This window comes from Lentzea albidocapillata, assembly GCF_000719115.1.
Classification (GTDB): domain Bacteria; phylum Actinomycetota; class Actinomycetes; order Mycobacteriales; family Pseudonocardiaceae; genus Lentzea; species Lentzea albidocapillata.
Window position 1 is genome coordinate 151,747 of record NZ_JOEA01000001.1, and the last position, 13,046, is coordinate 164,792.

At 67.5% G+C, this 13,046-nt stretch carries 14 protein-coding genes; 9 read left to right on the forward strand and 5 right to left on the reverse strand.

The window, feature by feature from the left end; genetic code table 11:
- Positions 1-10 precede the first annotated feature (10 nt).
- A complete protein-coding gene (locus IG04_RS0100860) occupies positions 11-901 on the reverse strand; it encodes an oxidoreductase (RefSeq protein WP_030474792.1) in 891 nt (296 codons plus the stop codon).
- Positions 898-1,206 (reverse strand): hypothetical protein, encoded by a 309-nt coding sequence (locus IG04_RS42155; protein ID WP_051768591.1) that lies wholly within the window; start codon positions 1,204-1,206, stop codon positions 898-900. Before IG04_RS42155 ends, IG04_RS0100860 begins: the two co-directional genes overlap by 4 nt.
- Before the next feature lie 89 nt (positions 1,207-1,295).
- Between IG04_RS42155 and IG04_RS0100870 the strand changes: the two genes are divergently transcribed.
- The 3 genes from IG04_RS0100870 (at position 1,296) to IG04_RS0100880 (ending at position 3,516) form a co-directional block, all read left to right on the forward strand.
- Complete coding sequence (locus IG04_RS0100870; protein ID WP_030474538.1) at positions 1,296-1,886, forward strand: TetR/AcrR family transcriptional regulator; 591 nt, start codon at positions 1,296-1,298, stop codon at positions 1,884-1,886.
- A gap of 67 nt (positions 1,887-1,953) precedes the next feature.
- Positions 1,954-2,637 carry an SDR family NAD(P)-dependent oxidoreductase gene (locus IG04_RS0100875; RefSeq protein ID WP_063758196.1) on the forward strand — a complete coding sequence of 228 codons (684 nt, stop codon included), beginning with the start codon at positions 1,954-1,956 and terminating at the stop codon, positions 2,635-2,637.
- Between the two features lie 273 nt (positions 2,638-2,910).
- Positions 2,911-3,516 (forward strand): response regulator transcription factor, encoded by a 606-nt coding sequence (locus IG04_RS0100880; RefSeq protein WP_030474540.1) that lies wholly within the window; start codon positions 2,911-2,913, stop codon positions 3,514-3,516.
- A gap of 215 nt (positions 3,517-3,731) precedes the next feature.
- On the opposite strand, the gene IG04_RS0100885 is transcribed toward IG04_RS0100880, so the two are convergent.
- The gene (locus tag IG04_RS0100885; protein WP_051768595.1) at positions 3,732-4,718 is read right to left on the reverse strand and encodes a sensor histidine kinase; all 987 of its coding nucleotides are present in this window, start codon (positions 4,716-4,718) and stop codon (positions 3,732-3,734) included.
- Between the two features lie 544 nt (positions 4,719-5,262).
- Here IG04_RS0100885 and IG04_RS0100890 point away from each other — a divergent pair.
- From IG04_RS0100890 to ilvN, 3 genes are read left to right on the forward strand one after another with little or no spacing between them, the layout of a single operon-like run.
- Positions 5,263-6,078 carry an AfsR/SARP family transcriptional regulator gene (locus tag IG04_RS0100890; RefSeq protein ID WP_030474542.1) on the forward strand — a complete coding sequence of 272 codons (816 nt, stop codon included), beginning with the start codon at positions 5,263-5,265 and terminating at the stop codon, positions 6,076-6,078.
- 19 nt (positions 6,079-6,097) lie between these two features.
- Positions 6,098-7,804 (forward strand): acetolactate synthase large subunit, encoded by a 1,707-nt coding sequence (locus tag IG04_RS0100895; protein ID WP_036013174.1) that lies wholly within the window; start codon positions 6,098-6,100, stop codon positions 7,802-7,804.
- On the forward strand, positions 7,804-8,070 hold the full coding sequence (gene ilvN, locus IG04_RS0100900; protein ID WP_051768597.1) for an acetolactate synthase small subunit: 267 nt from the start codon (positions 7,804-7,806) through the stop codon (positions 8,068-8,070). Before IG04_RS0100895 ends, ilvN begins: the two co-directional genes overlap by 1 nt.
- 76 nt (positions 8,071-8,146) lie before the next feature.
- Here ilvN and IG04_RS0100905 read toward each other — a convergent pair whose 3' ends face one another.
- Positions 8,147-8,629, reverse strand: coding sequence for an SRPBCC domain-containing protein (locus IG04_RS0100905; RefSeq protein ID WP_051768599.1), 483 nt, complete (start codon positions 8,627-8,629; stop codon positions 8,147-8,149).
- 161 nt (positions 8,630-8,790) lie between these two features.
- Here IG04_RS0100905 and IG04_RS0100910 point away from each other — a divergent pair, with 161 nt between their 5' ends.
- The 3 genes from IG04_RS0100910 (at position 8,791) to IG04_RS0100920 (ending at position 12,312) form a co-directional block, all read left to right on the forward strand.
- Complete coding sequence (locus tag IG04_RS0100910) at positions 8,791-9,216, forward strand: nuclear transport factor 2 family protein (protein ID WP_036013177.1); 426 nt, start codon at positions 8,791-8,793, stop codon at positions 9,214-9,216.
- A 21-nt stretch (positions 9,217-9,237) separates the two neighbouring features.
- Positions 9,238-10,317 (forward strand): acyl-CoA dehydrogenase family protein, encoded by a 1,080-nt coding sequence (locus tag IG04_RS0100915; RefSeq protein ID WP_036013180.1) that lies wholly within the window; start codon positions 9,238-9,240, stop codon positions 10,315-10,317.
- A gap of 246 nt (positions 10,318-10,563) precedes the next feature.
- Positions 10,564-12,312, forward strand: coding sequence for an MFS transporter (locus IG04_RS0100920; protein WP_051768602.1), 1,749 nt, complete (start codon positions 10,564-10,566; stop codon positions 12,310-12,312).
- A 117-nt stretch (positions 12,313-12,429) separates the two neighbouring features.
- Here the strand turns inward: IG04_RS0100920 and IG04_RS0100925 are convergent, their stop codons facing one another.
- Positions 12,430-12,903: a hypothetical protein gene (locus IG04_RS0100925; protein WP_084401747.1), complete on the reverse strand. Its 474-nt coding sequence runs from the start codon at positions 12,901-12,903 to the stop codon at positions 12,430-12,432.
- Positions 12,904-13,046: the final 143 nt, after the last annotated feature.

Genomic DNA, 13,046 nt, shown 5'->3' on the forward strand with positions numbered 1-13,046 from the left:
GCCGACACCCCTACGGAAGATCTGGAGCGATTCCGGTCAGCTTGATCGTGAGCTCCCAGAGGCGGTTCGCGGCGAGATCGTCGCGAGCGGCGGCCGTCATCCGCGCGATGGTGGGATGGCCGCGGAAACCGTTGAAGCCGTCCGGACCGTAGTACTGGCCGCCACGCGCCTCGGCTGACGTCGCCGCGTAGAGCTGCGGCAGCGCGCCCATCTCGACGGACTGCGAGAACAGGTGGCTGATCTTGCCGCCGACCCGCAGGACCAGCGACTTGTGCGAGTCCGCCATGTTGTTGGTCAGCTCGGTGACCGTCAGGCCGGGGTGAGCCGCGATCGACGTCACGTCCGGCGAACGACGTTCCAGCTCACGCGCGAACAGGATGTTTGCGAGCTTCGACTGCCCGTACGAACCGCGCAGGGTGTAGGGGCGGCGGTCGAAGTTCGGGTCCTCGAAGTCGATGTAGCCGTACTGGTGGGCAAGCGATGCCACGGTCACGACGCGTGCGCCAGGACGTTGCCTCAGCGCGGGCAGCAGCAGCCACGTCAGCGCGGCGTGGCCCAGGTGGTTGGTGCCGAACTGGCGCTCGAAGCCGTCGACTGTCCGGCCGTTCGGAACGGCCATGATGCCCGCGTTGTTGACGAGGACGTCGAGCGCCTCGACTTTCTCCGCCGCGGCGCGCACGGAGCTGAGGTCGGCGAGGTCGAGTTCGAGGACCTCGGCTGACCCGCGGACCGTCTGCCGTGCCGTTTCACCGCGTTGGACCGAGCGACAGCCCATGATCACGTGGGCCCCCCTGGCCGCGAGCACCTGGGCGGTGCGTAGGCCCAGACCGGAGTTCGCACCGGTCACCAGGACTGTGCGGCCGGTCTGGTCGGGGATGTCAGCTTCGGTCCAACGACTCATGGAGTCATTCCTACCGTCCGGTAACTGCCGAGCGATAGGTGTGCGTCGAGTACTGCTCGCAACACCGGCTCCTCGGCGGCGAGTTCGGCGGTGACGCGATCCTCGTCCATGTGGCCGTCCAGCCTGGCGCTTTCCATGCGGGCGGTCAGCTTGTTCTGCCAGCGGTGGTCGAGCGCCAGCAGCAGTTCGTGCAGCGAGCCGAAGACGTCCGGATCCACGATCAGCGGTGCGGACGGGTCGCGGCGGGCGTCGCTCAGGACGGCGTCGAGCGCGTCACGGCGGCGGTAGTGGTCTGCCCAGCCCATGTCTCGTACCCCCGGTCTCTCGCATACTGTCGGTATGACACGACCATACCACCGGTACGTACCGGTGGTATGTGAGATACGTTTCGTGTGTGCGAACACGACGCGCCGAGTACTCGGAGTCGACCAGGCAGGCGCTCGTCGACAGCGCCGTGCACCTGTTCACCAAGCGCGGCTACGCCGGCACCTCGCTCGACGAGGTCGTCAAACGCGCCCGCGTGACAAAAGGCGCGCTCTACCACCACTTCAGCGGCAAGCAGGCCTTGTTCGAGGCGGCCTTCACCCAGGTCGAGACCCAGTCGATCTCCTCGCTGACCGCGCTGATCACGGCGGACGGCGACGCGTGGGAGACCGCGGTGAGCGGCCTGCGCGCGTACGTCCGCAAGTGCCTGGAGCCGGAGTACCAGCGGATCATCGTCCACGAGGCGCCGGTGGTGATGGGCTGGGAACGCTGGCGTGAGGCAGAAGAGCAGTTCAGCTTCGGTCTGCTCCGCACGGCCGTGCAGTTGCTGGTGGACGCCGGCGAGATCGAGGAGGCTCCGGTCGAGATCATGGCCCGCCTGCTGTTCGGAGCACTGTCCGCGGGCGCCAGCACCATCGCGAGCTCGTCCGATCCGAAGCGCACCGGGCGCGAGGTCGAACGAGCGATCCTGCGGGTTCTGGAAGGTTTGCGCAAGAAGTAGTCGAGTTCGGCCCTAGCGGCCCGGCGCAACGTCGATCACCACGCGGACAACAGAGGTGGTCGGCATCATGATCGAACCTGTCAGCACGCGCCTGGGACTCGACGGCAAGATCGCAGTTGTCACGTCGGGAACGCACGGGCTCGGTCTCGCCATCGCGAGCAAGCTCTGCGACAACGGCGCCCACGTCATCCTCACGACCTCCGACGAGGACAACATCGACCTGGAGCGCGCGAAGACCGTGCTCGCGGGCAAGCCCGGCTCGGTGACGGTAACCAAGCTCAACATCCACGACGAGCACTCGGTCCGGCTCCTGCTCGATCGGGTCAAGGAAGAGCGCGGCCAGTTGGACGTGTTCGTCCACCACGCCGTGTCGCCGGACCTCACGCCGTTGCTCAACATCGTGGAGCCACTCGCCAAGGCGCTCGTCGACGGCGGCCGCGTGGTCATCGCCGGCTACACGGTGACACCGGTCCACGGCGTCATCCGGACACTGGCGCTGGAAATGGCTTGGTACAAGGTCGCGGTGAACGCCGTCGTCACCACTGTCGTCGACAACGGCCCCATGAACATCGACCCGGACCTGGTGGACCGGCTCGCGATCAAGAGCCCGTCTGGTCGCGTCACCGTGCCTCAGGACATCGCGAACGCCGTTGCGTTGCTCTGCACCGACGAAGCCGCGTGGATCCAGGGTCAGGTGATCACCGTCGACGGCGGTCTGGAACTGCTGGAGCGGTGGGGCGAGACGCGCTGAGTTGCGCACGCGCATGCTTCGGAACTCGCTCCAGGGGCCGAATCGCTTGTACCGCTTTGTGCTCGGGCACTGCTCGAGGCACTCTGGTTCCCGATTCGGTCCCTGAGCTATCTGTAAGCGCGTGGTGACCCCAAGTCATCCGCCGATAACCCTTATTAATTGCTCCTAGCGCATTTGGAGTAACGCTCGGCGCAGCCGGACTCAATGCTTGTCCTGCATGGTCACCGAGTGTAAGACTCAAAATGGTGACCTGGGGGCAAGCAAGGGGGTCGGATGATCAGAGTCCTACTAGCCGAGGACGTGCAAATGGTCCGCGGTGCTTTGGTCGCCTTGTTGAATCTTGAACCGGACATTGAGGTCGTCGCGTCCGTGGCGACGGGTGACGAAATCATCTCCGCTGTGGAGAAGAACAAACCGGACGTAGCAGTGCTCGACATCGATCTGCCCGGTATGGACGGCCTTTCCGCCGCCACCGTGATCCACGACACCGCACCGGAGACGCGCACTCTCATTCTCACGAGCCTCGGCCGGCCGGGGACTCTGCGCCGCGCGCTCAACGCACGCGTCAACGGGTTCATTCTCAAGGATGCTCCGGTTGGAGAACTCGCTGACGCCATTCGCGGCGTGTCAATCGGTCGGCGCGTGATCGACTCACAGCTCGCGCTTTCCGCGTGGGACACCGACGAGTGCCCTCTGACGCCCCGCGAATTGGAAGTGCTGAGGCTCGCCTCGGACGGCGCGGACGCCATGGAGATCGCCACGACGCTGTTCCTGTCGGTCGGCACGGTCCGCAACTACCTGACGGCGGCGACGGCCAAGCTCGACGCCCGCAACCGGGTCGACGCGGTCCGCATCGCCCGCAAGTCCGGCTGGTTCTGACCTTCTCCCGCCGCCTCGTCCTGATCTTCATCTGACCCTTGCAATGACTCTTTTGACGACGAAGTCCAAAGAGTCATTGCTAAGGGCCAGGTCAGGCGGCGCGCGTGAAGATCATCTTTGGGGTGAACGGCGGGAGTGAGGGCGCGCCGAAAGGTTCGCGAGAGGGCGAACCGAAAGCAATATATTGGTTGGGCGACGGCTTCGAGGCCTGGGAACTAGGGCTTCGGGGTGGCGGCCGGGATGGCGGCGTGGACGTGGAACGAGCCGTTGCCGACGTGGCGGGCCGTGAAGGTGCCGCCGGCCGCCTTGACGCGTTCGGCCTGGTTGCGGACGCCGTTGCAGTCAGCTGAGACCGGGCGGCCTGCGGCTCCGTCATTGATGACGTCGAGCAGGATCGTGGCGCCTCGCTGGTGCACCCCGATGGTGCAGGTGCTGGCGTCGCTGTGGCGCAGGACGTTCGTGACGGCCTCGCACAGGACGGCGGCCAGGACGGTTTCGACCGGCTCCGGGAGTGGGTCGTGCGCCAGTTCGACGCGGACGTCGATATTCGACGCCGCCAGCATCGCCTTGGCCGAGTCCGAGGTGTCCGCCAGGGACAGCGGGCGGTAGGCGCGGGCCAGGGAGCGCACGTCGGCCAGGGCGTGGTGGGTGATATCCAATATATCGGTGATGTGTTCCTGCATGAACTCCCAGCCGTGGTCTGGGCGGTCGGCGACGATCCGGTGGGCCAGTTCGCTCTTGAGCTTGATGGCGCTGAGGCTGTAGCCGAGCAGGTCGTGCAGGTCGCGGGCCACGCGGACGCGTTCGGCGGTCACGGCGGCGGTCGTGGTGACCGCGGTGTCCGGGGCGGCGGCGGTCTCTGGAGTGGCAGGAACGGTGGCCGGCTGGGGCTCGGGGGCGGTGGGCCAGTCGCGGTGGGTCGCGAAGCCCGTGGCCAGGCCCGCGAGGAGCAGGGCGGTGGCCGCGGTGGCCGTCATCGCCTCGCCGTGAACGGCTTGGGCGAGGCCGGTGGCGACCACGGTCAGGACGAAGACCGACCAGCCGAAAACCGGGCGCAGGGCCAGCAGAGCGTTGCCGGCCACCAGGCCCGCGACGCCCGCCCAGGAATGGCCGAAGAGGACGTACGGCAGGACCAGCAGTGCCGCCTGGGCTGCCAGTGCGAGGTGCCGGCGCAGTGCGGTCAGAGGCCGGAAATACGACACTTGCAGTAGGACAAGTACCGCTAAATCAATGACCGACACCGCCAATTCGGTGACTTCGCCGGCGAGAAGTAGCGCGCGGGTCAGGTCGGTCAGGCAGACCGCGGCGAAGACCACGACGATGATCGCGCGGAATCTCGGTATCGCAGGCGAAGCATTCACGTGCCCCCCAAAGAGCAACGGCTCCAGAGCAAGTCTGAGAGTCAACGCCGGTCAAAGACCTCGCACGGCGCGCGCCCAGGCCGAATACTAGACATGCGAGGGCAGTTCGGGACGGCAACTGAATCGGTTCAGAATGCGAAGTCGCATTGACTCGCCGCTCAATGTCACGCCAATGGACGAGTATTTATGGGTGGCGGTCACGGCTTGTGCTCGTGCGATTACCGGGCGGGACGGTTTGGGTTCGTCCGAGTATATGAATATCTCACGCCGGGCGCAGTAGTTCGCCATCCGAGAGTCATGGCCGCATACGTGGCGTTCGATAGCCCGACTCAGGTGAACTTGGTGGCACGACCAAGTCGTCCGCCGCTGAGCAGGGGAGGCTCCAATGGAGATCAAGGTTCTTGGACCGCTGGAGGCACGGGAGAACGGCGTCTCGATCGCGCCGAGCGCGGTGAAGCCCAGGCAGGTGCTCTCGCTGCTCGGACTGCAGGCGGGACATGTCGTCACGGTTCCCACGTTGATCGAAGAGCTTTGGGGAATGACACCGCCACGCAGCGCACTTACGACTTTGCAGACGTACGTGCTGCAGGTCCGCCGGCGCATCGAGGCGGCCATGCCGGGGGAGGGTCCCGGTGTCGCGAAGAACGTTCTGGTGACCCGCTACGGCGGCTACATGCTGGACGTTCCGCCGGAGAGCGTCGACGTGCGCAGCTACGAGCGGCTCGCGAGTGCGGGTCAGCGTGCGTTCGAGATCGGCGACCTGGAGTCCGCCAGCAGGTTGCTGCGCAGCGCCGCCGAGGTGTGGCGTGGACCGGTGCTCGTGGACGTGCAGATCGGCGTCCGGCTCGGCATGGAGGTCACCCGGTTGCAGGAAAGCCGCCTCGGCGTGCTGGAGACCCGCATCGAGGCCGACCTTCAGCTGGGCAAGCACCAGTCGCTGCTGTCCGAACTGTCGGTGCTCACCGCGCAGCACCCGATGCACGAGAACCTCTGTGCGCAGTACATGCTCGCGCTCTACCGGGCGGGACGGCAGTGGAAGTCGCTGGAGGCGTACCAGTCGCTGCGCGACACGCTGATCGAGGAGCTGGGGCTTGAGCCGTCCGAAAGGCTGCGTCAGTTGCAGCGGGCGATCCTGAGCTCCGAGCCGTCGCTCGACAAGCCGTTGTCGCCTCGCCAGCTGGAGCGCCAGCTCGCGGGCTGAGATCCGTTCAGGAGCAACCGTGGATACCACCGGTGCAGGTGCGTTGATCAAGGCGCTCGAGGACGTCGGCTGCGAGGTGATCTTCGGGATGCCGGGAGGGGCGATCCTGCCCGCGTACGACCCGCTGTACGACTCGAAGATCCGGCACGTGCTGGTGCGGCACGAACAGGGCGCCGGGCACGCCGCCCAGGGGTACGCGCAGGCGACCGGGCGAGTGGGCGTCTGCATGGCGACGTCGGGGCCGGGGGCGACGAACCTGGTGACGCCGCTCGCGGACGCCTACATGGACTCGGTGCCGATCGTGGCGATCACCGGCCAGGTCGCCAGGTCGATGATCGGGACGGACGCCTTCCAGGAGGCGGACATCCGCAGCATCACGCTGCCGATCACCAAGCACAGCTTCCAGGTGCACGACCCGGCCGACATCCCGCGGGTGATCGCCGAGGCGTTCACGCTCGCGTCCACGGGGCGGCCGGGCCCGGTGCTGGTGGACCTGCCCAAGGACGTGCTGGCCACCGCCACGACCTACACACCACCGAAGCTCGCCGTGCCGTCGCGCCCGGTGCTCTCGCCGGTGCAGATCCGCAACGCCGCCCAGCTCATCGGTTCGTCGAAGCGGCCGGTGTTCTACGTCGGCGGCGGCGTGATCCGCAGCGGTGCGGCGCAGGAGCTCCGGAAACTCGCGGAGAAGACCGGGATCCCGGTCGTCACCACGCTCATGGCCCGCGGCGCGTTCCCCGACTCGCACCCGCTGCATCTGGGGATGCCCGGCATGCACGGCACGGTGCCCGCCGTCGCCGCACTGCAACGGGCCGACCTGCTGATCGCGCTCGGGACGCGGTTCGACGACCGGGTCACCGGTCTGCTGCCGGAGTTCGCCCCGCACGCCGCGGTGATCCACGCCGACATCGACCCCGCCGAGATCTCCAAGAACCGCAAGGCGGACGTCGGCATCGTCGGCGACTGCCGCGACGTCATGGCAGCGCTCTCAGCGGTCATAACGCGGAAATCCGATCTCACGGACTGGTGGAACTACCTCGGCGGCCTGCGCACGACCTACCCGCTCGGCTACGACTGGCCGGCGGACGGCATGCTCGCGCCGCAGTACGTGATCGAACGCATCAGCAAGCTCACCGGTCCCGAGGCCATCTACACCGCGGGTGTCGGCCAGCACCAGATGTGGGCGGCGCAGTACGTGAAGTACGAACGGCCCGGCTCGTTCATCAACTCCGGCGGCGCGGGCACGATGGGCTTCGCGGTGCCGGCGGCGATGGGCGCGCAGGCGGGCGCACCGGACCGCACGGTGTGGGCCATCGACGGCGACGGCTGCTTCCAGATGACGAACCAGGAACTCGCGACCTGCGCCGCCGAGGGCATCCCGATCAAGGTCGCGATCATCAACAACGGCAACCTGGGCATGGTCCGCCAGTGGCAGACCCTGTTCTACGAGGGCCGGTACTCCAACACCCGGCTCGGCACGCACCAGCGCCACCCCGACTTCGTGAAGCTGGCCGACGCGCTCGGCTGCGTCGGGCTGCGGTGCGAGAGCCAGTCCGAAGTGGACGGGACCATCCTGGAGGCGATGGAGGTCCGCGACCGGCCCGTCGTCGTCGACTTCGTGGTGGGGCAGGACGCCCAGGTCTGGCCGATGGTCGCCGCGGGCACGGGCAACGACGAGATCATGGCCGCACGGGGCATCCGGCCCCTGTTCGACGAGGAAGAGTGATGACCAGACATTCGCTTTCCCTGTTGCTGCGCAACGAACCCGGCGCGCTGGCGCGGATCGTCGTGCTGTTCTCCAGCCGGGGCGTCGACGTCGAGTCGCTGAGCCTCGCGCCGGTCGAACGGGGTGACCTGTCCCGCCTCGACGTCGTCGTCGACCTGCAGGCGGGCCGCACCGTCGTCCAGCTGATCAAGCAGCTCGGCCGCGTCGTGGACGTCAAGAACGTCGTCGACCGCACGCACGACGAGGCGCTCGAACTCGGAGCATAGGAAACAAAGAAGAATCGGCCGCCCCGGAGGCTTGGGGCGGCCGATTCTCTTTTGCCTGAGGAACTTCCGGGGTTGCTCAGGCAGCCTTCGGGATGTGCTTCTCGATGACGCGCGCGTACGTCTCCAGCGTCTCGCCCGGTGACGGGCCGTCGAGCGCCTTGTGGATGCCCTCGGCGATGTCGCCGTGGCGGTGCAGGTCGGCGTGGGTCAGCGTGACCTTCGTCGTCGTCGGGCCGACGACCTCGAAGTCCACCTTGATGAACGAGGCCTTCTCGTCGTCGAAGATCGGCTGCCAGTAGGGGCCGACCCGCCACGTCATCACGAGGCGCTTCGGCGGGTCCCACTCGGTGATGGTGCCCCAGGCGATCTCCTCGCCGTCCGCACCGCGCTCGAAGTAGCGCCCGCCGACGAACGGTTCGATCGTGATGGCCTGCCGGTCCTTGACGAACACGTGCGACTCCGGCCACCACTCGATCGGCTTCGACGCGAAGATCGCGAACGCCTGCTCGATCGTCGCCTCGACCGTCACCGACTTGGCGACATCGGGAGTTGAGGCCATGTGGCCCTCCTCGCGAATAGAAAGGGAGATGTCTCGCAAGACCGTGCCCGGTTTGTCTCAACGCCACCTGGAACCGCGGTCGAACCAGGACGGCTCGACCGGATGTCCAGCGGCCGCACCCATATTCGCGGGTAGCGAAACCGGCAGACCGAGGAGTTGTCGTGTCCCCTGTCAATGTTGCGGTCCACATCGAGGTCCAGACGTTCTACGCCCAGCAGATGCGGCTGCTCGACGCGCTGGACGTGGAGGGCTACGCCCAGACGTTCACCGAGGACGGGGTCACCGACCACGCCCACCGGAGCGAGAAGGTCGAGGGCCGGGCGGCCCTGATCGCCGGCGCCAGCGCCGCGCTGCCCCGTTACAAGGGCGTCGCCGTGCGGCACTGGAACGACCACTACCTGATCGAAGAGGTCGATGAGAACACCCTGAACGTCAGCTACGCGTCGCTCGTCACCCGCACGACCGCCGAGGGCGTGGTCAGCTTCGAGCCGACCTTCTCCATCGAGGACGTGCTCGTGCGCATCGACGGGAAGCTCTACACCAAGTCCCGCACGATTCACCGCGACCTGCCTGTTCAGGCTGCGTGACGTTCATCAGGAGGTGACGAGGTGACTGCTCAATACACCGGGCTGGCCGCAGCCGCGGAGAAGGTGAAGCTGATCGCCGCGGAACACGCGGCCGAGGCCGACGCCACCCGCAGGCTGGCTCCCGAGGTCGTGGAGGCACTGCGCGAAGCCGGGTTCGCGCGGCACTTCGTCGCAGCCGGACGCGGTGGCTCGGAAGGCACCTTCGCGGAACTGACCGAGGCCGTCCTCACCGTGGGTCAGGGCTGTTCGGCCGCGGCGTGGTGCGCGTCGCTGTCGGCGTTCTCGTCGCGGTTCGCGGGGCTGCTGCCCGAACAGGGCCACGACGAGATCTGGGCGTCCGGACCCGACACGTTCGTCGTGACCGGCCTGCCGCCCATGGGCAAGGGCGCGAAGGTGGACGGCGGGCACCGGCTCGGCGGTCGGTGGACCTACGTCAGCGGCGTGGACTTCGCCGACTGGGCGCTGCTGTGCGGCATGGTCGGCGAGGAAGGTCGCTTCTTCGCGGTGCCCCGTAAGGACTTCACCGTCCTCGAGACGTGGGACAGCGTCGGCATGAAGGCCACCAGCAGCCATTCGGTCGTGATGGACGACGTCTTCGTGCCGTCCCACCTCTCGTTCGACCGGGCGGCTCTCATCACCGGCACCAGCTGGTCTCCGGTGCCGAGCCACAACGTCCCGTTCCAGGCGGTCGGCGGCCTCACGTTCGCCGCTCCGGCCGTCGGTGCGGCGATGGGGGCACTTGACGCGTGCGTTGCGGTGCTGTCGGGGAAGAAGCAGTCCGTGACGTCCGCGGTCGACCTGGTCCGCGCGTCGGGTCAGGTCGAGTCGGCGAGACTGCTCGTGCAGCAGAACGCCAAGGTGCTCGACGACCGCGAGTTCACCCCGGCCGCGATGGCGCGCAACGAGCGCAACGGCGCCTACGCGGCCGAGGTCCTGGTCGACGCGGTCGGCGGCCTGGTGCGGGCCGCCGGCACCAGCGGACTCGCGGAAGGTGCTGCGCTGCAACGGTTCTGGCGTGACGTGGTGAGCTGCTCCAGCCACGTCGCGCTGCGGTACGAGACCGCGTCCGTGCGCACCTATCCGGCGTCGCTGTACGGCTGACCCGGAATCGACAGGCCCTGGTGCCCACCTCCCCGGCACCAGGGCCTTCGGCATGCGCCCGAAACGCTCCGCCGCGACCTGACCGGGACTCAAGCGGAGGGGATCACCCTGAAGGTCATCGACCGGCAGTCGTTTTTCAGGCAGGAGGTGGGACCTCGTTCAACTCGACCGGCATTCCGCCACACCGAGTAGTCCTGAGCCATCGCCTGTCGTGCGCAGCGAAATCAAGTCCTCTGAGGAGAAATCGTGACCTCCACCAACACCAACCACGACCTGGAGTCGTCGTCGGCGACTGCCGGCGCGCAGGCGGCTCCGGTCGTTGACGCGCCGGCGGCCGATCCGCGTCGCTGGATAGCGTTCATCATCATGACCGTCGCGACGTTCATGGACATGCTGGACGGCAGCATCGTCAACGTCGCACTGCCCGCGATCCAGCACGGCATGGGCGCGAGCTTCGTGCAGCTGCAGTGGATCACCGCCGGTTACGTGTTCGCGTTCGCGCTCACACTGATCACCGGTGGCCGTCTCGGCGACATCTACGGGCGTCGCAAGATGTTCCAGCTCGGCGTGCTCGGCTTCATCGTCACGTCGTTCCTGTGCGGCATCGCCACCAACCCCGAGATGCTCGTGGCCTCCCGCCTCGCGCAGGGTCTTGCGGCCGGCCTGATGGTCCCGCAGGTCATGTCGATCATCCACGTCACCTTCCCCGACAAGGAGAAGGGCGCGGTCTTCGCCATCCAGGGCACCATCGGTGGTCTCGCGGCCACGATCGCACCGCTCGTCGGTGGCGTGCTCGTCGCCGCGAACATCTTCGACTGGGGCTGGCGGACGATCTTCCTGGTCAACGTCCCGATCGGCATCATCGGCTACGTCCTCGGCTGGAAGTACATCAACGAGTCGAAGGCGCCGAGCCGCATCAGGCTCGACCTGATCGGTGTCGTCATCGCGACCTTCAGCCTCACGGCCCTGCTGTTCCCGCTGACCTTCGGCCGTGAGATGGACTGGCCGGCATGGGGCTTCGTGCTGATGGCCGCGTCCGTCGTGGGCTTCGTCGGCTTCGTCGCCTACGAGCGTGCCAAGCAGCGCAAGGACGGCATGCCGCTCGTGCCGCTGAGCCTGTTCAAGTCCCGCAGCTTCTCCGCGGCCCTCGCGCTGATGCTGGGCATGTTCAGCTTCACCGGCATGTTCATGCTGGCGCTCTACCTGTACCTGCAGGAGGGTCTGGGCTTCTCGCCGCTGCGGACCGGTGTCACGCTGCTGGCGTTCTGCATCGGTGCCTTCATCACCGCGTCGGCCTCGGTCATCGCGCTGGTGCCGAAGTTCGGCCGCGCCGTCCTACAGGTCGGTGCCGTCGTGATCGCCGTCGGTGTCGCGGTGATGCTGCTGACGGTCAGCCCCGGCATCACCAGCTGGGGCCTGGTGCCCGGGCTGCTGCTGATCGGCCTCGGCTTCGGTATGACCGCCACCCCGATCGCGCTGTTCGCCCTGCAGGAGGTGCCGCACAAGGACGCGGGTGCGGCATCCGGCCTGATCAACACCAAGCAGCAGCTCGGTTTCGCGGTCGGCATCTCGATCGTGACCCTGGCGTTCTTCGCTCCGCTGGCCTCCAACGGCGCGGCCAACGCGGAGTCGCTGGCCCCGCAGGTCCGCCAGGAACTCGTGGCCGCCGGTGTCGCCGACGCCAAGGCCACCGAGCTCGCGGGCGCCTTCCAGTCCTGTGCCGCCACCACGTTCGCCGGCAAGCCCGAGGCCGCGGCGTGCGCGGCGGTGCAGAACGACCCGCAGGCCAAGGCGATCGCCGGCAAGTACTCGCACCAGGCCGCGGGCCAGTCCTTCACGGACGCGTTCCGCACCACGCTGTACGTCGGCTTCGGCTTCGCCGCACTGGCGCTGCTGCTCGCCTCCTTCCTGCCTCGCTGGCTGAAGCAGGAGGAGTGGGGCGCGCCGGCCGAGGAAGCCTCTGAGGAGGGTTCCGAGGAGACCGCGAAGGCGTAGTTCCTCCCAGCTGGAAGCCCCGGGGCCCCAGGCGATCCGCCTGGGGCCCCGGGGCTTGTTCCCGGTACGTCAGAAGGCCCCTCGCGGACTGCGAGGGGCCTTCTGGCAGGAGGAGCTTCAGATGCGCTTGGCGTCGCCGTCGACGTTGACGGGACCCTGCCACGGGGAGCCGTCGTTCATGTTGATGTAGGTGTGCGCCTTGGTGGTGAACTTCTTCTTGTTCGCGCTGATCTTGCCCAGGTGGCTCGCGTTGATCGAGCCGACGGGGTTGCCGTTCCCGTCGCGGTGGGCGTGGTGCGTGATCCAGAAGCTGAACTGGCCGTCCTTCTGGGCGGTCCAGACGCCCCGGCCCTCGAGCTCGTCGGGGTAGCCGGGCTTGGTCACGCAGTGCAGCTGGTAGTCGGCGGTGAAGTCGCAGAACAGCGGCGTGAGCAGCGGCGGTTCCTCGATGTGGATGGTGACCGTGAGGTCCCAGCGGCCGACGAGCGCGTTCTCGTAGTCGGGCTTCGCGGTGGCACCAGCGGCGGCGACGACGGGGACTGCCAGCGCAACGGCGGCCACGGCGGCCAGTGCCTTCTTGCGGACGTTCATGGGGGATGCGCCTCCGATGAGGTGGGGCAGCGGACGCGCTGAGTGTTGTTCGAGCAGCTCAAACACCCCTGTAGCGCCAGTTGTGGCCCGAGCTGGCTTCGAGGCGCGTTGCGGAGGATGAGCGAAATGAGAGGAGCTGGCGC

Coding starts and splice junctions, on each gene's coding strand:
- IG04_RS0100860 (WP_030474792.1), bottom strand. CDS start 901: ATGAGTCGTTGGACCGAAGCTGACATCCCCGACCAGACCGGCCGCACA.
- IG04_RS0100905 (WP_051768599.1), bottom strand. CDS start 8,629: ATGGCCTCAACTCCCGATGTCGCCAAGTCGGTGACGGTCGAGGCGACG.
- ilvN (WP_051768597.1), top strand. CDS start 7,804: ATGACCAGACATTCGCTTTCCCTGTTGCTGCGCAACGAACCCGGCGCG.
- IG04_RS0100890 (WP_030474542.1), top strand. CDS start 5,263: ATGGAGATCAAGGTTCTTGGACCGCTGGAGGCACGGGAGAACGGCGTC.
- IG04_RS42155 (WP_051768591.1), bottom strand. CDS start 1,206: ATGGGCTGGGCAGACCACTACCGCCGCCGTGACGCGCTCGACGCCGTC.
- IG04_RS0100925 (WP_084401747.1), bottom strand. CDS start 12,903: ATGAACGTCCGCAAGAAGGCACTGGCCGCCGTGGCCGCCGTTGCGCTG.
- IG04_RS0100875 (WP_063758196.1), top strand. CDS start 1,954: ATGATCGAACCTGTCAGCACGCGCCTGGGACTCGACGGCAAGATCGCA.
- IG04_RS0100880 (WP_030474540.1), top strand. CDS start 2,911: ATGATCAGAGTCCTACTAGCCGAGGACGTGCAAATGGTCCGCGGTGCT.